The organism is Tropicimonas omnivorans (assembly GCF_031846565.1).
Taxonomy (GTDB): Bacteria; Pseudomonadota; Alphaproteobacteria; order Rhodobacterales; family Rhodobacteraceae; genus Tropicimonas_B; species Tropicimonas_B omnivorans.
Window position 1 is genome coordinate 895,079 of record NZ_JAVRHL010000001.1, and the last position, 25,193, is coordinate 920,271.

15 protein-coding genes are annotated in these 25,193 nt (G+C 68.7%); 6 read left to right on the top strand and 9 right to left on the bottom strand.

The features are described 5' to 3' along the window. Positions 1–33 precede the first annotated feature (33 nt). The 3 genes from ribB to nusB are packed head-to-tail and all read left to right on the top strand — an operon-like array spanning position 34 to position 2,194. Entirely contained in the window at positions 34–1,185 is a 1,152-nt protein-coding gene (gene ribB / locus RM543_RS04405) for a 3,4-dihydroxy-2-butanone-4-phosphate synthase (RefSeq protein ID WP_311689669.1), read from the top strand. Then, a complete protein-coding gene (locus tag RM543_RS04410) occupies positions 1,185–1,739 on the top strand; it encodes a 6,7-dimethyl-8-ribityllumazine synthase (RefSeq protein ID WP_311689670.1) in 555 nt (184 codons plus the stop codon). Before ribB ends, RM543_RS04410 begins: the two co-directional genes overlap by 1 nt. After that, on the top strand, positions 1,736–2,194 hold the full coding sequence (gene nusB, locus RM543_RS04415) for a transcription antitermination factor NusB (protein ID WP_311689671.1): 459 nt from the start codon (positions 1,736–1,738) through the stop codon (positions 2,192–2,194). The genes RM543_RS04410 and nusB overlap by 4 nt, the downstream gene beginning before the upstream one ends. A 92-nt stretch (positions 2,195–2,286) precedes the next feature. On the opposite strand, the gene RM543_RS04420 is transcribed toward nusB, so the two are convergent. The 3 genes from RM543_RS04420 to RM543_RS04430 all read right to left on the bottom strand — a co-directional run bounded on the left by RM543_RS04420 (position 2,287) and on the right by RM543_RS04430 (position 9,260). Then, entirely contained in the window at positions 2,287–4,233 is a 1,947-nt protein-coding gene (locus RM543_RS04420) for a cation:proton antiporter domain-containing protein (RefSeq protein WP_311689672.1), read from the bottom strand. A gap of 105 nt (positions 4,234–4,338) precedes the next feature. Beyond that, positions 4,339–7,899 carry a hypothetical protein gene (locus RM543_RS04425; RefSeq protein ID WP_311689673.1) on the bottom strand — a complete coding sequence of 1,187 codons (3,561 nt, stop codon included), beginning with the start codon at positions 7,897–7,899 and terminating at the stop codon, positions 4,339–4,341. A gap of 380 nt (positions 7,900–8,279) precedes the next feature. Further along, positions 8,280–9,260, bottom strand: a complete 981-nt coding sequence (locus tag RM543_RS04430; protein ID WP_311689674.1) for a GT-B fold glycosyltransferase domain-containing protein — start codon at positions 9,258–9,260, stop codon at positions 8,280–8,282. 492 nt (positions 9,261–9,752) lie between these two features. Here RM543_RS04430 and RM543_RS04435 point away from each other — a divergent pair, with 492 nt between their 5' ends. The 3 genes from RM543_RS04435 to mdoH are packed head-to-tail and all read left to right on the top strand — an operon-like array spanning position 9,753 to position 14,382. Further along, positions 9,753–10,949 carry an OpgC family protein gene (locus tag RM543_RS04435; RefSeq protein WP_311689675.1) on the top strand — a complete coding sequence of 399 codons (1,197 nt, stop codon included), beginning with the start codon at positions 9,753–9,755 and terminating at the stop codon, positions 10,947–10,949. Continuing rightward, positions 10,946–12,487 (top strand): OpgD/OpgG family glucan biosynthesis protein, encoded by a 1,542-nt coding sequence (locus RM543_RS04440; protein ID WP_311689676.1) that lies wholly within the window; start codon positions 10,946–10,948, stop codon positions 12,485–12,487. Before RM543_RS04435 ends, RM543_RS04440 begins: the two co-directional genes overlap by 4 nt. After that, entirely contained in the window at positions 12,475–14,382 is a 1,908-nt protein-coding gene (gene mdoH, locus RM543_RS04445; protein ID WP_311689677.1) for a glucans biosynthesis glucosyltransferase MdoH, read from the top strand. The genes RM543_RS04440 and mdoH overlap by 13 nt, the downstream gene beginning before the upstream one ends. Positions 14,383–14,456: 74 nt before the next feature. Here mdoH and gghA read toward each other — a convergent pair whose 3' ends face one another. Genes gghA through glgC form a run of 6 tightly spaced genes read right to left on the bottom strand, consistent with a single transcriptional unit; the run spans position 14,457 to position 25,193 of the window. Beyond that, positions 14,457–16,853, bottom strand: a complete 2,397-nt coding sequence (gghA, locus tag RM543_RS04450) for a glucosylglycerol hydrolase (RefSeq protein ID WP_311689678.1) — start codon at positions 16,851–16,853, stop codon at positions 14,457–14,459. 10 nt (positions 16,854–16,863) lie between these two features. Continuing rightward, positions 16,864–18,498 (bottom strand): alpha-D-glucose phosphate-specific phosphoglucomutase, encoded by a 1,635-nt coding sequence (locus RM543_RS04455; RefSeq protein ID WP_311689679.1) that lies wholly within the window; start codon positions 18,496–18,498, stop codon positions 16,864–16,866. Continuing rightward, positions 18,495–20,417, bottom strand: coding sequence for a 4-alpha-glucanotransferase (malQ, locus tag RM543_RS04460; protein ID WP_311689680.1), 1,923 nt, complete (start codon positions 20,415–20,417; stop codon positions 18,495–18,497). The genes RM543_RS04455 and malQ overlap by 4 nt, the downstream gene beginning before the upstream one ends. Continuing rightward, the gene (glgX, locus tag RM543_RS04465; protein ID WP_311689864.1) at positions 20,414–22,483 is read right to left on the bottom strand and encodes a glycogen debranching protein GlgX; all 2,070 of its coding nucleotides are present in this window, start codon (positions 22,481–22,483) and stop codon (positions 20,414–20,416) included. Before glgX ends, malQ begins: the two co-directional genes overlap by 4 nt. A 14-nt stretch (positions 22,484–22,497) precedes the next feature. Further along, positions 22,498–23,931 carry a glycogen synthase GlgA gene (gene glgA, locus RM543_RS04470; protein WP_311689865.1) on the bottom strand — a complete coding sequence of 478 codons (1,434 nt, stop codon included), beginning with the start codon at positions 23,929–23,931 and terminating at the stop codon, positions 22,498–22,500. Then, positions 23,928–25,193, bottom strand: coding sequence for a glucose-1-phosphate adenylyltransferase (gene glgC / locus RM543_RS04475; RefSeq protein WP_311689681.1), 1,266 nt, complete (start codon positions 25,191–25,193; stop codon positions 23,928–23,930). Before glgC ends, glgA begins: the two co-directional genes overlap by 4 nt.

A 25,193-nucleotide genomic window follows, 5' to 3' on the forward strand; every position in this document is an offset into this window, starting at 1 on the left:
TATCTGCCGCCCGATCCGAACGAGCCCGAGGACATGACCGTGACCGATACCCCCAAGAGGGCCGACCCCCGCCCCGGCGCGGCTCCCGAGGGGGAGTTCAGCGGCGCGCTCTCCTCCGTCGAGGAGATCATCGAAGAAGCGCGGGCCGGCCGCATCTTCATCCTCGTCGATCACGAGGACCGGGAAAACGAGGGCGATCTCATCGTGCCGGCCCAGATGGCGACGCCCGAGGCGATCAACTTCATGGCCGTCCACGGGCGCGGGCTGATCTGCCTTGCGCTCACCGGCGAGCGGATCGACACGCTCGGCCTTCCGCTGATGGCGGCCAGCAACTCCTCCCGTCACGAAACCGCCTTCACCGTCTCCATCGAGGCGCGCGAAGGCGTGACCACCGGGATCTCCGCCGCCGACCGGGCGCGCAGCGTCGAGGTCGCGATCGATCCCGAGGCGACCGGCGCGGATCTCGCGACGCCGGGCCACGTCTTTCCGCTCCGCGCCCGCGAGGGCGGCGTGCTCGTCCGCGCCGGGCATACCGAGGCCGCGGTGGACATTTCCCGTCTCGCCGGGCTCGATGCGTCCGGCGTCATCTGCGAGGTGATGAACGACGATGGCACCATGGCGCGTCTGCCAGAGCTCATCGCCTTCGCCCAAAAGCACGGCATCAAGGTCGGAACGATCTCCGATCTGATCTCGTACCGTCGCCGCCACGACAATCTCGTCCGCCTCGTGCAGGAGCGCGACGTCGAGAGCATGCACGGCGGCGACTGGCGCATGCGCATCTTCCGCGACGAGGCGCAGGGCGCCGAGCACATCGCGCTGACCAAGGGCGACATCGAGACAGGCGGCCCGGTGCTTGTGCGAATGCATGCGCTCGATCCGCTCCAGGACGTGGCCGGCATCGGCGAAACCGGCAGCCCGACCGAGTTCTACGATGCGATGCGCGCCATCGCGGAGGAGGGCCGCGGCGCCGTCGTCCTGCTGCGCGATCTGTCGATGCAGATCGCCACCGGCCCCGAAGCCTCGCCGCAGACGCTCCGGCAATACGGCGTCGGCGCCCAGATCCTCGCCGCGCTCGGCATCCACCAGATGGAACTCCTGACCAACTCGCCCGCGCCAAAGGTCGTCGGGCTGGAGGCCTACGGTCTGGAGATCACCGGCACACGTCCCATTCCGAGGAGCTCCTGATGGCCGGCCAGAGCCACCACACGCTGCCCGCCCCGACCTTCGAGAGGGCGCCGAAGCTTCTGATCGTCGTCGCGCCCTATTACAGCGGCATCGCAGGCGAACTGGTCGCCGGCGCCAAGGCCGCCATCGAGGCCGCCGGCGGCACGTGGGAGATCGCCGAGGTGCCGGGCGCTCTCGAAGTGCCCATCGCCATCCGCATCGCCCATCGCCAGTCCAACTTCGACGGCTTCGTCGCGCTCGGCTGCGTGATCCGGGGCGAGACCACCCATTACGACACGGTCTGCAACGACAGTTCCCGTGCGCTGACGCTCCTCGGGCTCGAAGGGGCCTGCATCGGCAACGGCATCCTGACGGTGGAGACCATGGAGCAGGCCGAGACCCGCGCTGAGGCGGCCGGCCAGAACAAGGGCGGCGGCGCGGCCGAGGCCGCCCTTCACCTGATCGCGCTGACGCGCCGCTTCAGCCGGCCCGAACGGGGCATCGGCTTCAAGCCCGCCAGCGCCGAATACCGCCTCGCGACAGGGGCAGATGACGAGGACCCGAAGACGGCATGAGCTCGAACAAACGCCAGATGCGGTCCGCCGCGCGACTTTATGCGGTGCAGGCGCTCTTCCAGATGGAAAGCTCCGGACAGACCACCCGTGCGGTGGAAAAGGAGTTCGAGGACCATCGCTTCGGCGCGGCCTACGAAGGCGAGGAGATGGCCGAGGGAGACGTCGATCTCTTCCGCGCCCTCGTCGATGACGCGGTGAACGAACAGGCCCGGATCGACCAGATGACGGACCGGGCCCTCGTTGCCAAATGGCCGATTGCCCGGATCGACACCACGCTGCGCGCGCTTTTCCGCGCCGCCGGGGCCGAATTCGTCCGCGCGGACACGCCGCCCAAGGTAGTGATCAACGAATTCGTCGATATCGCCCGGGCGTTCTTTCCGGAAGGCCGCGAGCCTTCCTTCGTCAACGGTGTTCTCGATCACATGGCCCGGGAAGCGCGCCCCGAGGCGTTCTGAGGGGGCGGCAGGGGAGCGGGCCGGTCCCGCGTAACGCCGCACTGGTCCGTTGAATCGTAGCGACCGGGGATGCACGTACGCGCGCGCCTCCCCTACTGCCCCTCCATCTTCCGCGTTTCGGATTTCGCGACCGCGGCGGCTTCGGCATCCCGGTCCCGCCGCGCGGCATCCCGCGCATCCTCGCTGTCGTCGAGCGCGGTGACGAGGGCGGTTTCGAGATCCTTGTTCAGCTCTCGCGCGCGGGCGATGTACTCGGCATTCTCCGCGACCGGCACGCCCGGCCGCCAGACATCGGCAAGCTCGCGGATCGTGCGGCGGTCGTGGGTATAGAAGGTGCGCTCGATCTCGTGCGCCTCGAACTCCGAGAAGGACATGTTCTCGAGCACGTAGCGCCCTGCCCGGAGGGAGCTGTCGAACATCTCCCGGACGATGTCGTTCGCTCCGGCCCGATAGAGCTCGTAGACGTGCACCCGGTCATGGGCGCGGGCGACGATGTGCAGGTCGGGCCGGTGCGCCCGTGCGTGGCGAACCAGTTTTAGGGCGGCGGCCTTGTCGTCGAGGGCCACGACGAGGATGCGCGCATTCGCCAGGCCCGCCGCATGGATGATCTCGGGGCGGGTCGGATCGCCGAAGAATCCCTTGAAGCCGAACTTCCGCATCAGCTGGATCGTCGGCAGGTCGTTGTCGATCACCGTCGTCGTCAGTCCGGCCATCTGCACCATGCGGTTCACCACCTGCCCGAAGCGTCCGATCCCGGCGATGATCACCGCGCCCTGCTCGTCGATATGGTCGTGCTGCGCCGAATTGCGGCCGCCCGAGAGACGCCGCGCGATCTGGTCCTGCGCGATGAAGAACAGCGGCGTCATGAGCATGGACAGCGCAACGACGAGGAGGAGGAGCTGCCCGAGGGCCGGGTCGAACACGCCCTGCTGCAGCGAGAAGGACACGAGGACGAAGCCGAACTCGCCGGCCTGCGCGAGGCCGAGGGTGAACAGGAGCCGGTCCTCGCCCTTCAGACGGAACGCGGTGGCAAGGCCGAGGAGGATCACGCCCTTCGCCAGCACCACGAGGAGCGTCAGCCCGATCACGTCCCCGAGGTTGCGCCAGAGATACTGGAAGTTGATGTCCGCCCCGACCGCGATGAAGAACAGGCCGAGGAGGAGGCCCTTGAAGGGTTCGATATCCGCCTCGAGCTCGTGCCGGAACTCGGAATTCGCCAGGACCACACCGGCCAGGAACGTTCCGAGCGCGGCGGACAGACCGACGGCGTTCATCAGCACGGCGATGCCGACGACCATGAGCAGAGCCGTCGCGGTGTACATCTCCCGCAACTTCGCCATGTGGATGAAGCGGAAGACCGGTCGTGTGGCGTAGATCCCGACGAGGATGACGAGGGCGACGGCGCCGAGGGTGACGAGCGTGACCTGCCATCCCGGAAGCCCCGATACGAGGCTGAGCGCGGCCTCGTGGTCCCCGTCGCCCGCGCGCTCGATGGTCCCGGTCTCTGAGATTCGCGCGGAGATCCCGGGCATGGTCAGAAGCGGCAGGATCGCGAGGAACGGAATGACGGCGACGTCCTGCGTCAACAGGACGGAGAAGGAGGCATGGCCCCCCGGCGTCTTCATCAGCCCCTTTTCCGTCAGCGTCTGAAGCACGATGGCGGTGGAGGAGAGCGCCAGCGTCATGCCGATGGCGATGGCGGTGGGGACCGGTACGCCGAGGATCAGGCAGCCCCCGGCGATCACGAAGGTGGTCAGAAGGACCTGCATCCCCCCCAGACCGACCAGCTTGTGCCGCATGTCCCAGAGCGCCCGCGGCTCGAGCTCCAGGCCGATCAGGAAGAGCATCAGCACAACGCCGAACTCGGCGAAATGCATCAGCTCACCGGCTTCGGTCCCGAGCATCCCGATGAAGGGCTGGATGGCGATGCCGGCGAGGAGGTATCCAAGGACGGACCCGAGCCCCAGTCGCGCGCAGATCGGCACCGCGACCACCGCGGCTGCAAGATACAGCGTGGCCTGGGCAAGTATGAATTCCATGGGATGGCAGGTCCGTCAGAGGATCGTCGAGGGCGCTCGGGCCTACAGTGAGGCACCCCGCCGGGACGGACAAGGCCCGGCCCTCGGAACCTGCCGCCCCGGAGATCAGCTTTCGGGCATCTGCAACACGTGCTGCCGGCCGCGCTTGACGTAGGACACCTGCCCGTCGTCGATCCGCGCGACCTGCCCGCCATCGACCTTGTCGCCCACCTGAACCTTGACGTAGCGGCCCGAGCCGAGGCGGATGAGGGCGCGGCGCTGGTTTGCGGAGCCGTAGGTGCCGATGAGAGCCAGGCCGGACATGTCGAGCGCGTTCTTCGTGGTCGCGGTGGCGGCGACCGCGCTGGACGAGGGGGCGGAGGGCTGCACGCGCTGATTGCGCGCGACGGCCGGCCCGCGGGCCGGAGCGGCGCTCGGCTGTGCCTGCGGCTGCGGCTGTCGCTGGGGCTGAGCCTGCGGCACGGGAGCGGCGGCGGGGGCGCTGGTCTGCACGGCTGCGGTCGATGCAGCCGCGGCCTGGCTTGCCGCCGACTGCGAGGCGCGGACACTGGCGACGATGCGGGAAATGTCCTCGGGCCGCCCGGCGGGCTGGACGGAGGCGGCCACGGCGAGGTCGGTGGCGTTCGAGAGCCGGGCTGCGAGCGCGGCGCTCACCGCCTCGTCGATCGCCTCCGAATCCGCCGCAGCGGCGGTTTCCGGCATCAGGGCCAGGGGGCGGGCGCGGGGGCGCAGCGTGCCGATCGCGATCTCCGGAGCGTCCTCGGCGGCGTCATCGTCCGTCGTCTCCGCGTTTGCAACGGCCACCTGGAGTTCGGCGCCGTCCGGATCCGCGCCGGCCACATCATCGGCCACGTCGAGGGCGACGTCATCGACGTCTTCTCCATCGTCGGAGGCGGTCGCGGTCTCGTCCTGCCCGGGACCGGCGCTCGCATCCTCATCGACAGGGCCGAGCGTGTCCGGCCGCGGCTGCGGGCGGAAGCCGAAGAGCGGATCGGCTTCGCGCGCCGTCTCCTCTAGATCGTCCGGGCGCGACGGCGGGATCACGTCCGGCGGGCCGGCGACGATGGGAATGCCGACAGCGGAGAGGGCGCCCTCTTCGGTCGGCGTCACGGTGCCCACCAGGTCGCCGCCAAGCTCCTCGCCATAGGATCTCGGCTCCGGCAAGCCGCCGGGACGGTCCGCTTCGGGATTGCCGGCCTCTGGCAGGGTGCCGGGCTCTTCGGCAGGCACGCCGGGATCGACCGAGGCGACGACGAGGCCGCGGGCGGCATCCGCCGCCGGCTCGTAGCCCCGCTCAGGCGCGGCCTGCCATATACCGGTGGCGTCGTAGAAGGCCCGTGCCTCGGCGGCAGAGACGGCGGGCGGCGCTTCGGAGGCGGCGTCCTGCTGCGGCTCCGCAGCAACTGGCGCAGGCAGATCGCCCCGGGGCGCGAGGACGGCGAGATCCGTATCGGGCGCAGCCTCCTCGCCCGTCCCGGCTATGTCCAGTTCAGGCGTTCCGTCGGTGGTCTCGGCGGTTCCTGCTGCGGTCTCCGCGTCCGCCTCCGTGGCCTGCATCTGCGGCGGCGCGTCCGCCTCCGCGGAGGGAGCGGCTCCCCCGGCGGATATCTCGGCCGCCGGGTCCGGCTCTTCCATGTTCCCGACCCGCGCGGTTTCGAGCTCGGACGGCTCGCGGATCTCGGGCATGGCGACATCTTCGTCGCCACTGAAGATCAGCGACCAGATCCCGATCAGCGCCACGAGCGCCACGAGACAGGCGGCAACGGCCAAGCCGAGTCCCTTCGCGCTGCGCGCATTCGCGGGAGCGGCACCGCGGCGGGCGCCGAATACGGTGAGGCTATCCTCCTCGGAGAGGCTGCTTTCACTGGCAGGAGAGACCGCGCGCGGCGCCGGAACCATGCCGTCCTTCGGGCGCAGGCGCGGCGCCTCGGGCGCCGGGCGTGTGGCCTCCGTGCCGGGTGCCCCAGATGCGGAGGAGGGGGGCATTGGGGGCGGCGGCGCAGGTTCGGCAAAGCCCGTCAAGCCATGCGCGAACCCGGGCGCGGCGACGGGGGACGCCCCCGGTGCCGTGGGCCCGGTCTCGGGCGCGGCGTTGCCGCCGGGGCCCTTCGCCCCGGCCACGCCGGCGGCCCCTGCTGCACCGGCCGCACCTGCGGCTCCGGCAAGCGCGGCGCCCGTCCCGGCGTCGCCGCCGGCACGTTTCGTGCGGCCAAGCGGCGGGCCATCCTCACCGAAGAGGGGGCGCTGCGGTGCCGTCTCCCCGGTGGACGCGCCGGACGCGCTGCCGCTGAAGAGCGGATGCTTCGGCGCTTCGGCCTGCGGTTCGGGCGCGCCCATGGCGGGCGGCTCCGTGCGCTGATGATCGGCGCGGGACGGTTCGGTCTTCTTCAGAACGCTCCCGGCGAGGCCCTTAAGACCGCCAGCCTTTCGAGGCGTCGCGGCCGGCTCGTCCGTCTTCGCCAGATGCGGGGGGATCTCAGGGCGGGGCACCGTCGGCGGCGTCGGCTCGGCGCCCGGCGCGCTCAGGATCGGTGCGCCGTCCTCGCCCTCGGGCGTCTTCGGCGGAGCGACCTGGCTCGCGCGGGTCAGGCTCGGCGCGCCGCCGGACGGCTCCCCGGAGCGCGCGCGCATGGCGGCGAAGGACGGCAGGACGGGAACGTCGTCCTTGAGGCGCCGCGGCGGGATGCCGGGGTCCGACTCCGCCGGTACGTCGGGCGTCTCTTCGCCTGTGGTCAGGTCGGGCGCGGCGGTCCCGGCGGGATCGTCGCTGGCCCGCGGCTCCTCCGGCACGTCGGGCATGACAGGTGATGCATCGCCGGAGATTTCGGCGCCGGTGCTGTCATCTACAGGTCCGGCGGCCGGATCATCCTCGAAGGGCGCTGCGTCCGCAGGGGGGACCAGCTCGTCCGGCCTGACCTCGGCGGGCGCGTCGTCCGCCTTGTCCGGCGCAGGCAGGCCATCGGTCGCAATCGCGCCGGCCGGGGCGACGGGGTCCTCCGCAGGCGCCGCGTCCATCCCCTCCGAGGGTTGGTCCGGATCGTTCAGCGCGGGGGTGTCCAGCGGCGTCTCCTCGTCCGGGATCTCGATTTCACCGGTCGGGGTGGTCTCCGCCGCGGCATCGGCAGCGGTCCCGCCGGCGTCGGTGGGAGGCGTGGGGGCGAGTATGACGGGCGGAACGTCAGCCTTTGCCTCGTAGGCGCTCTGCTCGGCCGCCGTGCCGGTGAAGACCGGACGGCCCGGATAGGCCGCCATGCCGTCGCTTGCGCTGACGCTGCTCGGCGCGAACCCGTGCGTGGTGGCGAAGCGCTCGGCCTCGGCCAGCGTTTCACGTGCAACGACGGCGACATGAAGCTTGCCGTCCCTCTCGGTCCAGTCCCAGTCGAGTTCATCGACGGAATAGGGGGTCCGGCCGTCGAGGGCGCTGCGGATCCGGCCGCGATCGACCACTTCGTCAAGCCCGGAGGCCGGCACCTCGAGGCAGAGAACCTGGCTTTCGGGCAGCCAGAGTTCGACGGCCGCGCCGGGCTCCGCCTCGGCGGCCAGCGCGCCGAGCGCCGTATCGAAGTCGGGCGCATCGAGGGGGACGGCGCCGACGAGGTCACCGGTGCCGGCGTGCTTGAGGGCCACCTCGTCATCACCGAGTTCGAGAATGTAGGCAATGCTCATCGCGTCTGGTCCGTCTCGCCGATTCCGGGGCCATGCCAAGCGGCGGCCGCAAGCCATTGATACAGCACGGCCCGGCGCTTGGAAACCGAAGGGACCTTCACCTGACCGTGCGGAGCAGGCATCGGGGGACGCGTTCAGCCGCCCTCGGCCTGCCGATCTGTTGCCGGATTTGTCCTGCCGGCGGCGCCCGAACGCAATCGCCGCAGGGCGACGGACCGCGATGAACGGCGAATTGCTGCTCACCGCCCGTCGCGTCTCCGGTCTGCCGGCTGTGTCGCCTCCTCGCGGGCGGGTGGTCGAGGCGTCCGAAGAGGGGGGAGGCGCTCAGGCCCCCGGTACTGCCCGGTGACCGAACGGGGCCGCATCCGGATCACCGCCCGTCAGCGATACCACATCTTCTCCTTCTTGATGCGGTTGCGCAGGGCCTGTTCCGGGCGGGGCAGGTCCGCGCGGTCGAACAAGGCGCGCAGGCGGTGGCCCTTGCCCTGGAACAGCAGTCGGCGGAACGGCTCGTGCTCCTTCAGCGCCTTCTTGAGCCAGTTGGGCTGGCTGACCGTTTCGAGGATCTCGACGGTCCGGTCGCTTTCTCGCGCATAGAGCAGCGACAGCACGCGCCAATGGCAGGTCACGTCCCCGTCCAGCCCTGCAAGCTCCGGCCCCGGCCGCCCGCCATTCAGGGAGTGGATGACGAGGGGCAGGGCGATCTGGTCGAGCCACGGATCGAGGGATTGGCAGGCCAGCGCTTCCGGCGGGTCGTTTCGGATCGAAAGGGAATAGTCGAGAAAGCGGGCACCGAAGGCGGGAGCGTCCGCGCCGTAGAACCAGCCCGCGTTGAAATAGAGGTAGCGCTCCCAGTGCTCGTCCGGCTGGGAGAGGTCCAGCGTCGGTTCCAAGTCGAGACCGAATCGGTCGTAGAGCGAGCCCCAGATCCCGGTATATCCGGGGCCGTAGAGCGGCGGCTCCGGCCATGTCCCCTCCCGCCTCATCGAGGCGGACGGGCGCGTCCAGTCGAAGGGCACGTCGCTCAGCGCGCCGGTGACGAGGGTGTCGCTGTCGAGAAAGAGAAACGGGCCCTCCGGAAGGGCGGACAATCCCTCGATCTTGTTGCCATTGGGGTAGGCCGCGCCGAAATGTTCGGCGCGGAACGGGGTGATCTCGACATCCAGCCGCTGCAGCGCCTCCCGCACGTTGAGAGACGAAATGCGCGGATCGCCGGGCCATGCGCCGCCCGGCTGCGGCTCGAGCGCCACCAGACGGCCGTCGAAACCGGGATCCATCTCGCGCAGGGACGCTGCGAGCAGAAGCGCCTCGTATTGCAGTCGTCCGTCCTGCGCGACGAAGGCGATGGTGAAACCCGCCATGATGTCTTCCGCTTTCGCTGGTCCGGGGCCAACCTTAACGGGAGGCGGCCGTGCGAGAAAGTGGGACAGGCGGGTCGGACCTACGATGTGTCGCCGCACCAGCGCCCTTGCCACCGGCGCAGCCTCCCCCGGGCCGGGGCAGACCCCGAGGGGCAGGCGAGGCGCCTTCGCCGGGGCCTGCCGATTCCATTCCGCCTGTCCTGCGCGGGGTAGGGGCGAGGGCAGCGGCTTTCTCGCCGCCCCTGTCCGGCATCACCGTCCTGACAAGTGAGGTGCGATTTATGCCCCGTCGGCGGGCACTTGCACCTCCCGGCGGCGGCTTTTCGCCAGTGACCTGCGGCATCGCGGCATTTTCGGCGCGGACGTCTTTTCTTCGACGTAAAGGGCGGTCATGTCCGGATATGTCGGGGACGAGGCGCGGGTGTTGCGCGCACAGGTCGGCACGTTCGGCGTGTCCCGCGACGGGTTCTGAAGGATCTTGATACTGGCGCTATGACCGCAACAGACATACTGCCAGCCGCGCCCCCCCAGGTTGCAGCAACCATTCCCGTGGCTGCGCGCGACATCCGTCTCGATTTCTTCCGGGGCGTTGCGATGTTCCTGATCTTCATCGCCCACATGCCCGGCAATTTCCTGAATGCGTGGCTGCCGACGCGCTTCGGCTTCTCGGACGCGACGGAGATCTTCGTCTTCTGCTCGGGCGCCGCGTCCGGCATCGCATTCGGCCGCGTCTACGACCGGTCCGGCTTCGCCGTCGGGACGGCTCGGATCGGCCTGCGCGTCTGGCAGCTCTACTGGGCGCATATCGGCTTCTTCTTCGCGCTTGCCGCGACGCTGGCCGCGATCGACGGGGCGGGACTGTTCGAGAAGGACTACGTGAACTCGCTGAACCTCACGCCCTTCTTCGCGGATCCCGAGGCGGTTCTTCCGGCGCTGATGACGCTGACCTACGTGCCGAACTATTTCGACATCCTGCCCATGTACATGGGGGCGCTGGCACTGGTGCCGCTGATGATGGCGGCGGCCCGGATCTCCCCCGCTGCGGCCATCGCGCTCTCGGTCGGGATCTGGGTCCTGGCGGCGATCGAGGTGCTGCACCTGCCGGCGGAGCCCTGGTCCGACCGGGAATGGTTCTTCAACCCGTTCGGCTGGCAGCTCGTCTTCTTCACCGGCTTTGCACTCACGCGGGGATGGATCAGGACGCCGCCGGTGACATGGGGCCTCGTGACGGCCGCGCTGATCCTGCTCGTCCTGGCGATGCCGTTCGCCTATTGGCGCTTCTACATCCATCACGAGTGGATCCTGAGCCTGCGGGAAGCGGCCCGGCCCCTGCTCGAGAAGACCGATCTCGGCCTCTTCCGCTATCTTTACTTCCTCGTCCTGGCCTATGCCGCCTATGCCCTGTCCGGCCCCGAGGGGCGGGCGCTCCGGGCCACGCCCGCCGGCATGGCGGGGCAGCTCTGGGGCGGGCTGCGCGCCGCGATCGTCCGCGTCGGTCAGCGGTCCCTCGCGGTCTTCGTCTTTTCCATGGCGCTGTCCCGGATCGCCGGGCTGGTGCTCGATGTGACCGGCCGTACATCGCTCCTCGTCCTCGCCGTCACCATTGCCGGCTGCGCCCTCATGGTGGGAGTGGCCTACGGCACCGGATGGCTCATGTCGGAACCCTGGCGCAAAAGGACATCGTCATGATTTCCCGTCGCACGGCTCTTGGCGTGATCGCGGCCGGCCTCGCGGCCCGCGGCGCGTCCGCCGAGATCATCGAGGAGACGCCGCCGCGCAGCGCGGCGCGTCTGCTCTCCCTGTCTCAGCCCTTTTCGGTGGAGGCTCTCCGGACCCGGGCCCGCGCGATGGCGGGGCGGTCCTTCACGCCGCGCGATCCCGTCCCGCAGGCCTGGCAGGACTTGAGCTACGATGAGTATCGCTCGATCTGGTTCCGCGATGCCGCGGCGCTCTGGAACGAGACCGGACGCCCGCTCCGCGTCGATTTCTTCGCCCCCGGCCTCTATTTCCCCCGCGGCGTTTCGATGTTCGTGGTGGAGGACGCGGCGGCGCGGATGGTCGCGTTCGACATGGACCTCTTCGACACGACCGACCGGTTCCCCGATCTGCCGGTGAGCGAGAGCATGGGCTTCTCCGGCCTGCGTCTCCGGGCCGAGCTCGAAAAGGCCGGCATCTACCAGGAATTCGCGGTCTTCCAGGGCGCGAGCTACTTCCGCGCCATCGGTCAGGGCGAGGTCTACGGTCTGTCGGCGCGGGCGCTGACGGTGGACACGGCCGGCCCGAAGGGCGAGGAGTTCCCGGATTTCACCGAGTTCTACCTCGAAGCGCCAGATCCTGGCGCGACCACCTTCCGCATCCACGCGCTCCTCGACAGCCCCTCCGTCACCGGCGTCTACAGCTTCGACATCTCTGCCGGCGAAACGACGGTGATGGACGTGGACGCTGTGATCTATCCGCGGCGGCGGCTGGCCAATATCGGCCTCGCACCGCTTACCTCGATGTTCCTCTTCGACCAGACCAACCGCGGGCGCTTCGACGATTTCCGCTCGGCGGTGCATGACAGCGAAGGCCTGTGCATCCATAACGGCCGGGGCGAGACGCTCTGGCGGCCCCTGGCCAACCCCAGGACGCTCCAGATCTCCCAGTTCCTCGACGACGGGATGCGGGGCTTCGGCCTGATGCAGCGGACGCGCGATTTCTCCGCCTATTCCGACCTCGAGGCGCTCTACCACAAGCGCAGCTCGGCCTTCATCGAGCCGAAGGGCGATTGGGGGCCGGGGTCCGTCACGCTGGTGGAGATCCCCGCCGATCGTGAAATCTACGACAACATCGTCACCTACTGGACCCCGCGGGAGCCGCTCGAGAGCGGCAGCGAAGTGCCTTACGCCTACCGCATCACATGGGGGCCCGAAGCGGCGCCCGAGCCCGATGCGCCGGCGCGGATCGTCGATACCCGGATCGGACGGGACTTCTCCGGCAAGCTCGTCATCGTGCTCGACTTTGCGGGAACGGACGCGATCGAGGACGTCTCTGCCGAGGATATCTACATGAACGCCTCACGCGGCACGCTCGGCACGCCGCGCCTCGAGACCAATCCCGATACCGGCGGCCCCCGCCTGACATTCTCCTTCGATCCCGGCGAGGAGACCGCCTCCGAACTTCGCGCGCAATTCGTCCGGGGAGACACGCGCCTTTCAGAAGTGTGGCTGTACAGATGGACGAGCTGACCCGCCTTCTCACCGCCGTTGCCGGCCCCGCCGGCTCGGAGATGGTTCCGCCCGAGCAGCCCCTGCCGCACCCGCGTCAATCGCTGCGCCATGTTCCCGACGAAGGCCGCTGCGCCGCGCCGATCCGGCAGCGTGCCCGCGCCTGGCGGGCGATGACGTTCCTGCCGGCGCTTCTGACCACGGGGCTTCTCTGCACATTCTTCGGCCGCTGGCTGGCGGAGGACGGGCTCGGCGTCGCCGAGGCGGCCCTCGTCGCCCTTGTCTGCGCCACGTTCTTCTGGATTGCCATGTCGCTGGCCACGGCCACCGTCGGCTTCCTGCACCTTCTGACCGCACCGCCGCTGCGCACGCGCGCGGCGGATCCGGCCCCTCGCGGGATCGACGTTGCGCTCCTCGTGCCGATCTACAACGAGGTCCCCTGGGACGTGATGGGCAATGCCGCGGCCATGCTGGACGAGCTCGGCCGCTCGGAGACGCCGCACACCTTCTCCCTCTTCGTCCTGTCCGATACGCGCGATCCCGTCATCGCCGCCCAGGAATGGCGGGCCGCCGAGCTTCTGGCCGAAGCGCTGCCGGAGGGGCGCCGCTTCTACTATCGCCGCCGCCCGGAGAATACCGACCGCAAGAGCGGCAACATCGCCGACTGGGTCGCCCGCTGGGGCGGCGGCCATGAGGCCATGGTGGTGCTGGATGCCGACAGCCTCATGAGCGGCAAGGCCCTCACCAGTCTCGCATGCGAGATGGCGGCGGACCCCTCCGCCGGTCTCATCCAGTCCTTCCCCCGCCTGATCGGCGCACGGACCTTCTTCGCGCGGGTGCAGCAGTTCTCCTCCGTCGTCTACGGCGCCCTTCTCGCCGAGGGGCTGGCGACGTGGACCGATACGGACGGGAACTACTGGGGCCACAACGCGATCATCCGCACCGCGGCGTTCGCCTCCTGCGCGGGCCTGCCGCGCATGCCGGCCCTGCGCGGCGAGGGCGGGCTCATCATGAGCCACGATTTCGTCGAGGCGGGCCTTCTGCGGCGCGCCGGCTGGTCCATCCGCTTCCTGCCCAGGATCGATGGCAGCTACGAGGAAAGCCCCGCCTCCCTCATCGATTTCTGCCTCAGGGACCGGCGCTGGTGCCACGGCAACCTGCAGCATATCCTCGTTCTCGCGACGTCCCGCCTTGCCGGTGTCTCGCGGTTCCATCTCTTCTCGGGCGCGATGGCCTACCTGATGTCACCCGCCTGGTTCGTGCTTCTGTGCATCTGGGCCCTGCTCGGCACCGGGCAGACCAGCCTCGTGCAGTACTTCTCGCCGGAAAACCCGATGCGCCCGCTCTGGCCGGAGCTCTCTCCGCTCGACAACGTGCTCGTCCTCGTCTTCATGTACTCGATGCTGCTGGCCCCCAAGGCGCTTGGGGCGCTTTCGCTGCCGCTGACCGGCATCAGGCCCGCGCATTTCGGACGCCGCCGCTTCTTCTGGCTCTCGATCTGTCTCGAGGTCGCGGCCTCCGTGGCCTTCGCCCCGATCCTGATGGTGCAGCAGATGATCGCCGTCCTGCGCACCATCGCCGGCGTTTCGGCCACCTGGTCGCCGCAGGCCCGCTCCGGCGGCAATTACGGGCTGGCGGTCCTGCTGCGCTTCCACGCGCTCGAGACGGTGACCGGGATTCTCCTCGTCTCCGGCATGGCGACGGGGCTGGTCTCGCTCTGGCTCCTGCCGATCGCGGCGAGCCTGCTCCTCGCCGTCCCGATCTCCGCCCTGTCTTCCGTCGATCTGGCGCAGAGGCGCTGGACGGATGTCTGGCTGAGGACACCTGAATCGGTCCGCGAACCGGGCATCATCTCGAGCGCCCGCACCCGCCGCGAGGAACTTCGCCGGACGCTTGCAGAGCCCGGAACGGTCTGAGGCGGAGCGGGGCAGGAAGCTGCCCCGCCATTCGCGCGCTTGAAGCGGCGGGCCGGCCGGCCCGCCGCCCCCGATCAGCGCGGCATGCGGGTGAACACGAGACCCATGCTGTCCCGCAGGACGATCGGCCCGCCGACATAGTCCAGACCGATGCCGGGCGTTCTGAGCGCCAGTTCCCAGCCGAACCCGTCCAGCCCCGGAATGCCGAGACGCACCGGATCGAAATCGTCCGTCGGGCCGCCCTCCATGTGGGTCACGGTATAGACCTGCTCGCCGTCCGGCCCGTTGCGGAGGGAGGTGAAGACCGTCCGTCCGTCGATCGGACGGATGTAGTCGAAATGGTCGCCGTCCTTGAAATTGTCCCGAAGCCACGGCCGTTTGCGGCGGAAGTTCCGCACGGCCAGCATGAAATCGGTCTGAACGGAGTCGAGCCGCGGCAGGGAATGGGAGACGTTGCAGTATTCGTGCATGTCGTCCATCCACGCGCGCGCCACCGCCTTCAGCGTCGCGTCGCTGAAATGCTCGGGCCCGGCAAGCTTCGGTTCGGCCACGTTCAGAAGCCGCGCGATCTCGTCGAGGTCGTACTCGGTGACCTCCACCAGGGCCGGCAGGAACTCGAAGAACCGCGCGAGATCCTCGCGGGTGGCGAAGCCCATCTCCTTCAGGCGCCGGAAGTTGGCGGGGACGGAATAACTGTACTCGTCCACCTGCCACTTCAGGCTGATCGCCTCCTCGGCCACGACCTTCACGCCGTAGAGGTCGTCCTGGTTGCGGATGAAGCCCCAGGACGCGCGGGCTCGGGCGTTCAGGAAGTCCATCGGAACGCCCGGCAGCGCGGCACAGGTCAGCATCGCCACGGCCGGATTGTCATAGGCCTTGTCGAGGATCTCCATCTTCGTGTCGCCGAGGCGGGTGTTGATGTTGAGCTTCGGGTTCACCTGGGTGCCACGCCGAAGCGTGTCATGGTTGGCCGTCCCGGAGATCCAGTTGGCGCCATGGGTCAGCATTTCCTGGATGCGCCAGAACTTCGACAGCCAGAACGTGTAGATGAACGGCGTGTTGTGGGCGAAGGTGAGCGGCCCCCACTGGAAGATGTCGTCGTCCTTCTGGCTCTCCACCACCGCGCGGTAGGTGGAGGACAGCTCCCAGTCCTCCTGCGGCCACGGGCGGCCATCCTCGAAGATGAACCACGGTCTGTAGGTGGTGCCGGCGACGCATTGTTCGACGTCCGCCATCTGCTGGAGATACTCGTCGTCGTGCTTGAGCTCCTGGCTGGTCGGGTCCCACCACTTGAAGTCCTGCGCGCCGTCGACACGGACGCCATCCGCCCCGAAATCGACCTTCCGGCGCTGCAATTCCAGGAGGATCGCGCGGACGGTGGGGTTCTTGTAGGCCATGTTCTGGCCGTACATGTTCGGCCCGGCGAAGAAGTGCGCGTTGAGCGCGCCGAGGCCCTGGTTGTCGGAATGTCCGAACACCACGTCGAGGATCAGACGCTTCGGGGGCTGGGTGGTGCCGGGACGCGCGGGAAAGGTATGGAGCGTCGCCGCGAGGTCGACCAGCTCGTCCGGCCGCCCGCTTTCCAGGAGCACCGGGTTCACCGTGGCCATGCCGCCGATCACGACGTCGTAGCCCCAGTTCGTGGTGTCGGGCCGGGTGAGGTTCACCGTCACCTGCCCGTCTTCGTGGTCCGTCTCCTCCCAGAAGGCATGCCCGTCCTCGTAGACCGTCGTCGGCTCCACCGGGAGTAGCTGCACCGCGTCATAGCCGAGGAAGAGCTGGTCCGCGGGCTCGAGCGCCATGTCGTTGGCGAGGCGCTCCGCGAGGCGCTGGTAGCGGCGGTTGAGCGAGGCGATGGTGCCGCCGGCGGTGGCGGTGGGGACGTGGATCTGCAGGATATTCGTCGGCGGGCCGAACTTGTAGGCGCTGCCGTCCTCCGTCGCGAGGGAGCGGAAATACTCCTCGTCCGCGCGCCCCCGATGCATGGAAGCCACGTCGTAGAGCTCCGCCGGCGCGAACGCGCCGTAGGGCAGGGAGGCCGCGAGGGGGTCGAGGATGCGGTGCCAGGCTCCCTCCGGGTCGCGCCAGACGAGAGCGTAGAAGTCGCCCACATCCTCCCGCGTGCCGATCCTCAGTCCGGACACGGCGGCGAAGACGCGATCCTCGTAGCGCGCCACGGGCAGGTAGACCCGCTCGAAGCGCAGGGTCTGGCTGGCGCGGGTGAGGTCCACGTCCTCTTCGGGTGCGAGAAGCTCGAGGAACACGTCCCCGTCCGGCACGCGGTGATCCAGGAGTTCAGGCGTCCAGAAGCCGAAGGTGACGTGTCCTTCCGCGACATGGGCGCCAAGGCGCCGGGCCAGCTCCATCTCGGCGTCGAAGGAGGTTTCCGCTTCGTTGAGGATGCGGTGGCAGTCTTCGGCCAGGCCCGCGGCGATGTCGGGCCGGGCTTCGGCGCGATCTTTGAGGGACATGGGGTTCCTTTCAGGTCTTCACGTCGGGGCCAGCGCGGCCGGTGCGCTCCGCGATCCCGGCAAGCTGGTCTGCGGCTGCGATGATGTCAGCGAGCGCCTCCTGCGCATCGCGGTCCATCGCCTCCGGCTTCTCCTCCACGTCCTCCAGATAGACGCGCAGCGTCGCGCCCGACGTGCCGGTTCCCGACAGCCGGTAGACGATGCGGCCTCCCCCCTCGAATTCGATACGGATGCCCTGCCGCTCGGCCCGTGAGGCGTCGACAGGATCGTCATAGGCAAACTCGTCCGCCGCGGTCACCTTGCGGTTCGCGATCATGGTGCCCGGCAAGTCGGCCAGACGCCCGCGCAGGTCGTCCATCAGGCCGTTTGCGGCTTCCGCGTCCACGCCTTCGTAGTCGTGGCGTGAATAGTAGTTCCGACCGAAGCTGCGCCAGTGATCGGCCAGCAGCTCCTTCACGCCCTTGCCGGTTTCGGCGAGGATGTTGAGCCACAGGAGCACGGCCCAGAGACCGTCCTTCTCCCGCACATGGTCCGATCCCGTCCCGGCGCTCTCCTCACCGCAGATCGTGACGCGTCCGGCATCCAGAAGGTTGCCGAAGAACTTCCATCCGGTCGGCGTCTCGTAACAGTCGATGCCAAGCTTCCCGGCCACCCTGTCCACCGCACGGGAGGTCGGCATGGACCGCGCGGCGCCCTTCAGCCCCCCGGTATAGGCCGGCGCGAGATGCGCGTTCGCGACGAGGACGGCGAGACTGTCCGAGGGCGTGACGTAGATGCCGCGGCCGAGGATCATGTTGCGGTCGCCGTCGCCGTCGGACGCCGCTCCGAAATCCGGAGCGTCCTGCGACATCATCAGATCGAGGAGCGGCTTGGCCCAGATCGGGTTGGGATCCGGGTGGCCGCCGCCGAAGTCGGGCAGGGGCTGCGCGTTGAGGACGGAGCCTTCCGGCGCGCCGAGGCGGGCCTCCAGGATCTCCTTGGCATAGGGGCCCGTCACGGCATGCATCGCGTCGAAGCGCAGCGTGAAGCCGGAGGCCAGGAACTCCCGGATCCTGTCGAAATCGAAGAGGCGCTCCATCAGGGCGGCGTAGTCCTCGACCGGATCCACGACCTCGATCTCGGTTTCGATCAGGCGGTGGGTGCCGATCGCGGCGAGGTCGATATCCTGACTTTCGGCGATACGGTAGGCGGTGACGGCGCGGCTCGCCTCGAAGATGCGGTTCGTCACCTCTTCGGGAGCGGGGCCACCGTTCCCGGTGTTGTACTTGATGCCGAAATCCTCGTCCTCGCCGCCCGGATTGTGCGACGCGGAAAGGATGATCCCGCCATCGGTGCCCCGGCTGCGGATGAGGTTCGAGGCGGCGGGCGTCGAGAGGATGCCGCCCTGTCCGACGATGACGCGCGCCGCGCCCTGCGCCGCGGCCATGCGCAGGATCACCTGGATCGCGCGGTCGTTGAAGTAGCGACCGTCCCCGCCGAGGACGAGGGTCTTGCCCTCGGCGCCGCCGATCCCGTCGAAGATCGCCTGGACGAAATTCTCGACGTAGTGAGGTTCCATGAAGGTGCGGGTCTTCTTGCGCAGCCCGGACGTGCCGGGTTTCTGACCCTCGATCGGTGTCGTCTCGACCGTGATGATCTCGCTCATTCGTTCTCCTCGCGGCCTGCGCGGGCCATGATACGTGATGCGCCCGCGACGCGGGGATCGCCCGCAAGAGCGCCGGGGCCGACCGGCAGGCGGCGGCGCCAGTTGGGATAGGCGTCCACCGTGCCCGGCAGGTTCGGCTGGTTTTCGATACCGAGGATATCCTCGATCTGGACGGCGACAAGCCGCGCGGCCGTATCGCCTAGAAATGCGTGCATCCCGTCCGCCCCGCCATCGGGGGGGCCGGCAACACGGTCGAAGGCCGCTACCTCCCGCGTCCGCTCTGCGTGGATGCGCTCGGCGGTCTCCTGTTCGATCAGATCCCGTTCGAGGCGCGCGTCGATCTCCCGACCCTCGCGCCAGCCCGCCCAGGTCGGCAGATCGTGGGTGGAAAAGGAGGCAAGGGCGGCTTCGGTGTAATCTCCCGGAGCGCGGAATGCAGGAGCCTCGTCGCTCCCTGTCTGTTCGAACATCACCACTCGGCACCCCAGGACGCCGCTTGCGACGAGCGCATCCTGAAGCCCGTCCGGGACGTTGCCCAGGTCTTCCCCGATCACCGCCGCGCCCACGCGGGCCGCCTCGATCCGCACCACCGCCAGCATCGCCTCGCGGGGCATCTTCACGTAGGCGCCGGGGGCTCCGGCGGCGTCCCCCTGCGGCACCCAGAACGCGCGTTCGAAGCCGAGGATGTGATCGATCCTCAAGAGACGGGCGAAGCGAAGCTGGGTGCGCAGCGTCTCCGCCAGCGGGCGGAACCCGTCCCGCGCCAGGGCCAGCGGATCGAACGGGGCGAGGCCCCAGGTCTGACCGTCCGAGCTGAACGCATCGGGCGGCGCCCCGAGCGAAACGCCTTGCGCGAAATGCTCCCGGTCCCCCCAGGTCTCGGCGCCGTGGGGATGGGTGCCGACGGCAAGATCGAGATAGAGACCGTAGCGCATCCCTCCGGCCGTTCGCCCGACCTCCGAGAGCTGCTCTTCCGCCCGCAGCTGGAGCCAGACGTGAAAGAGCACATCGGATTCGTGCATCTCCGCGAAGCGGGACACGGCGTCCGATGTGCAGTCCTGGTACTCCTCCGGCCAATCGCTCCAGAATGCGCCCAGCTTCTCGGAGAGCGCCTGGTGCACGGCAAAGCGGCGGAGCGCGTCGCCTCTGTCCGCGAGCGCCTTGCGCGCGGCGTCGCTCCCGCCCTCGTCGAATTCGGCGCGCAGGGCAGACAGCCGGGCCGGAATGTCAGAGCGGTAATCGACCAGATCGCTCGGGACGGCGTCAGGCTCCGATGCCGGGCGAATATGGGCGACGTTGAAGCGGCGCCGGTGGGAGGGGGCGTAGGGGCTGAAGGAGCCGGGATCGCTGGGGAACCCCGCATGGATCGGGTTGACCCCGGCGAAGGCCGCGCCCGTTTTCGCCAGACCGCTCATGACCGCGGCAAGGTCCGCATACGTACCGAGCCCGCCCTCCTCCGGGGGCCGCAGGCCGTAGAGCGGCAGCGTCACGCCCCAGCCGCGTGGCGGCAGCGGCAGGCTCTTCGGGGCCGAGAGCAGCGTTGTTTCCTCAGCGTCGAGCGTCAGGCGGTGGACGCCGACCGGGAGCGGCGGCAGGGCAAGAGTTTCCCCCGGTTCCAGATCGGAGGTCTCGCCGTCCTCGGTCTCCAGCCGTGCCTCGGAGACGGAGCGGGACAGCGCGACGGTTTCCGGATGACCCGCCTCGACGACGTGCCAATCGGGCAGCGCGCGGGCCGACTTCGCGGCGCGCAGGCGATCCAGGGTGCCCGAGGCGGCGTCATCGGTACTGGCATCGAGGCCCATGGCGGCGAGGAGCGCGCGGGTGGTCTCAGGCGGCGTGACGCGGACCTTGTCCGTCTGGTCCGTGTACTCCGCGAGGATCCCCACCTCTGCCATGAGGTCGTGAAGCGGGCCGGTCATTCTTCCCCTTCCAGAACGAAGACGGAGACGCTTTCACGCCCGACCTCGATACTGCCGTTCTCGACCGGAGCGATCTCCCCCTCGGGGTCGGCGGAATCGATGTGCTTCGACCATGTGCCGGTGCCCGGATCGGGAATTGCCACCTCGATCGCGTCGCCGGCGTTGAACACCGCGAAGATGGCGGTGGCCGTGGCGCCGTAGGGCGGGGTGCCCGACGCCGTCCGCATCTCGACGCAGAGGGTCTGCAGACCGGGATCGTTCCAGTCGGAAGGCTCCATCGGCTTGCCGTCCGGCCGGCGCCAGAACAGGTCCTCCATGCCGTCGATCATCCGCTCCCGGCTGTGGAGGAAGCGTTTCTGACGCAGGATCGGCTGATCCTTGCGGAAGGCGATGATGCGCTGCACGAAGCGCAGGAAGTCCTCGTCGGCGCGGGACCAGTCGATCCAGGAGATCTCGCTGTCCTGGGCGTAGGCGTTGTTGTTGCCCATCTGGGAATTGCCGATCTCGTCACCGGCGAGGATCATCGGCGTCCCCTGGCTGAGGAAGAGCGTGGTCATCAGCGCGCGCTTGCGGCGGGCGCGATCCTCGTTGACGCGCTTGTCGGAGGTCTCCCCCTCGACGCCCATGTTGTCCGAGTAGTTGTTCGAATGGCCGTCGCGGTTGTCCTCGCCATTCGCTTCGTTGTGCTTCTCGTTGTAGCTGACGATGTCGTGCAGGACGAAACCGTCATGCGCGGTCAGGAAGTTCACGGACGCCGTCGCCGGACGGCCCGAATGGTCGAACTGCGTCGCGCTGCCGGTCAGGCGCTCGGCAAGATCGGGCGCGCGGCCCGGATCCCGGCGCCAGAACCGGCGCACCCCGTCGCGGTACTTGTCGTTCCATTCGAGGAAGGGCGGCGGAAAGGCTCCGAGCTGGTAGCCGCCGGGGCCGATGTCCCACGGCTCGGCGATCAGCTTCACCTGCGTCAGGACGGGATCCTGGCGGATCGCGTCGAAGAAGGCGGCGCCGCGATCGAAGCCGGTATCGGTGCGCCCGAGCGTCGAGCACAGGTCGAACCGGAAGCCGTCCACGTGCATCTCCTGAACCCAGTAGCGCAGGGAATCCATCACCATGCGCAGCACCATCGGGTTGTCCACGTTGAGCGTGTTCCCGGTGCCCGTGTCGTTGATGTAATAGCGGCGATCGTCGGCGAGGCGGTAATAGGCGGCGTTGTCGAGGCCTCTGAAGGCCAGCGTCGGGCCCATCTCGTTGCCCTCGCAGGTGTGGTTGTAGACCACGTCGAGGATGACCTCGAGGCCAGCCGAATGAAGCCGCGCCACCATCTGTTGGAACTCGTTGATCTTGCCCTCGGAGAGGTAGCGCGGATCGGGCGCGAAGTAGCCGAGCGTCTGGTAGCCCCAGTAGTTCGTCAGGCCCTTCTCCTCGAGGAAGCCGTCATTGACGAAGGCCTGGATGGGCAGAAGCTCGATCGAGGTGACGCCGAGCTTCGTGTAGTGCTCCAGCATCGGGTCGGACGCCATGGCAAGGAACGTGCCCGGCGGCTCGGCCTTCGGGTGAAGGCGCGTCAGGCCCTTCACATGGGCCTCGTAGATCACCGCTTCCTCGGTCAGCACTTCGGGCCGCGTGTCTCCGCCCCAGGTGAAGGCGGGATCCTCGACCACCGATTTGGGCATGTAGGGCGCGCTGTCGCGCGTATCGAAGGACAGGTCCTGCTGCTTGGCGCCGACGGTGTAGCCCATCAGCGCGTCGTTCCAGGCAGGATGACCCGTGAGGCGCTTCGCGTAAGGGTCGATGAGAAGCTTGTGGTGGTTGAACCGGTGCCCCTCGTCCGGGCGGTAGGGCCCGTGCGCGCGCAGGCCATAGCGCTGGCCAGGTCGCATGCCGGAGACGTAGCCGTGCCAGACGTCACCGTCCCGCTCGGGCAGGTCAAGTCGGTCGGTCTCGGTCTGCCCGTCCGGGGTGAACAGGCAAAGCTGCATCCGGGTGGCGTTCTCGGAGAACACGGCGAAGTTCACGCCGTCCCCGTCGAAGGTCGCGCCCAGGGGGGCCGGGCGGCCTGCTGTCATGGTCCAGATCTGGGTCACGATGCTCGTGCCATTCCTTTGTAGAGGGCGGCATAGGCAGCCGCCGAGGGCCCCCAGCCGACCGGGTGTTTCATCGCATTGCGCTGTATCCGGCCCCATGTGTCGGGATCGGAATGAAGATCGCAGAGCTGGCTCAGGGCGCCTTCGAGGGCGGGCGCCGTGATGGGGTGGAACTGAAGTCCGGTCGCCGCACCGGCCTGAAGGGCGGCGGCGTTGGCCGGAATGACCGTGTCGGCGAGCCCGCCGGTCAGGGCGACCACCGGAACGGTGCCGTAGCGCAGTCCGTAGAGCTGCGTAAGACCGCAGGGCTCGAAACGGGAGGGAACGAGGATCGCATCGCCCCCGGCGATCATCCGGTGGGACATCGCCTCGTCGTACCCGATATGGACGGCCACGCGCGGATCAGCCGCCGCCGCCTCGCGGAAGGCATGTTCCAGCGCCGCGTCCCCGGAACCCAGGAGCGCAAGCTGGCCGCCGCGGGCGAGAAGCGCGGGGAGCGCCTCGAGCAGCAGGTCTAGCCCCTTCTGGCCGCTCAGGCGGGAGACGACGACGGCGAGGGGGCCGGGCGCCTCGGGGTCCAGCCCCATCTCCTCGATCAGCCGGGCGCGGGCCTTCGCCTTGCCGCGGGGCGCCTTGAAGGTGGGAATGGCGGGGTCCCGGGCCGGATCCCATGCGGCGGTGTCGATCCCGTTGAGGATGCCGTAGAGATCCGAGGCGCGGTTGCGCAGGACCCCGTCCAGCCCCATGCCGAACTCCGGCGACAGGAGCTCCCGGGCATAGGAAGGCGAAACGGTGGTCAGCTTGTCCGAGTAGACGAGGGCCGCCTTCAGCGCGCTGATCTGGCCGTAGAACTCGTAGCCCTCTGGCGTGAACAGCTCCCGCGGCAGGCCGAGGCGGTCCAGCTTGTCGGGGGAGGCGATGCCGTGGAACGCGACGTTGTGGATCGTGGTGACGCAAGGCGGTGTGTCCGGGCCGTGGCCCCGCAGGTAGAGCGGGGTGAGGCCGGCCTGCCAGTCATGGAGATGCACGACATCCGGCCGCCAGTCGCCGGCCCCCTCGGCCGCGATCCGAGCGGCAAGGCGGCAGAGAGCTGCGAAGCGCTCGGGGTTGTCCTCCCAGTCCCGCCCCTCGGCATCGAGATAGGGAGAGCCGTCCCGGTCATAGAGATGCGGCGCATCCACGACGAAGACGTCGAGCCCCGACGCCGTTCCCTCAAGTATGCGCGCGGTGCCACCGAAGACATCCGCACCCGTAAGCACCTCGCGGGCGTCCCCCAGCGCCTCCATCACCGAGCGGTACCCCGGCAGGATCGTTCGCATCCGCACGTCCTCGGAGAGGAGGGCGTGGGGCAGGGCGCCGGCCACGTCCGCAAGGCCGCCGGTCTTCACCAGCGGCGCGCATTCGGACGTGACGGACAGGACGTTCATCATTGCGCTCTCGACCATGCGTCGACCATCGACTTGGTAATCAGCGTCACCCCGCCATCCGAGACGCGGAAATGCTTCGCGTCCGCTTCGGGATCCTCTCCGATGACGAGACCGGCGGGAATTTCCACGCCGCTGTCGATCACGCAGTTCTTCAGGCGCGCCTTGCGGTTGATGATGGCCCGGGGAAGCACGACGCTCCGCTCCAGCGAAGCGTAGGAACTGGTCCGCACCTTGGTGAAGAGCAGGCTCTCCCGGATCTCGGTGCCCGAGATGATGCAGCCCCCCGCCACGAGTGAGGAGATCGCGTGACCGCGGCGGTCCTCCTCGTCGTGGATGAACTTGGCGGGCGGCACGATCTCCGAATACGTCCAGATCGGCCAGTTCTTGTCCCAGAGATCGAGATCGGGCGTGAAATTGGTGAGGTCGATATTCGCCTTCCAGAACGCGTCGATGGTGCCGACGTCCCGCCAGTAAGCCGGCGCATCCTCGGCATGGCGCACGCAGCTGTCGGTGAACCGGTGGGCCTGCGCCTTCCCGTTCTTCACAAGCTCCGGGATGATGTCGTTGCCGAAATCGTGGCTGCTGTTGCTGTCCTCAGAATCGCCGACGAGCAGGTCCCGCAGGAGCGACCACTTGAAGACGTAGATCCCCATCGAGGCGAGGGTCTGGGTGTCATCCCCCGGCATTCCCGGCGGATCCTTCGGCTTTTCGAGGAAGGAGGTGATGCGCAGATTCTCGTCCACCGCCATCACGCCGAAGGCGGACGCCTCCTCGCGCGGCACGGTCAGGCAGCCGACGGTCACGTCGGCGCCGCTGTCCACGTGCTCCTGCAGCATCACCTCGTAATCCATCTTGTAGATGTGATCCCCGGCGAGGATCACGATGTACTCGATGTCGTAGCTGTCGATGATCGCGATGTTCTGGGAGACGGCGTCCGCCGTGCCGCGATACCAGTCCGTCTCGGACATCTGCTGCGAGGCGGGCAGGATATCGAGATACTCGTTCCGCTCGGCGCGGAAGAAGGACCACCCGCGCTGGCAGTGACGGATCAGGCTGTGTGCCTTGTACTGCGTCGCGATCGCCATCTTGCGGATGCCGGAGTTCAGCGCGTTCGACAGCGCGAAGTCCACGATGCGCGTCTTGCCGCCGAAATAGACCGCCGGCTTGGCGCGCCGGTCCGTCAGCTCCTTGAGCCGGCTGCCGCGTCCGCCCGCGAGGACGAACGCCATCGATCGCGCGCTGAGGCGCTGTGTGCTGGGTGTCAT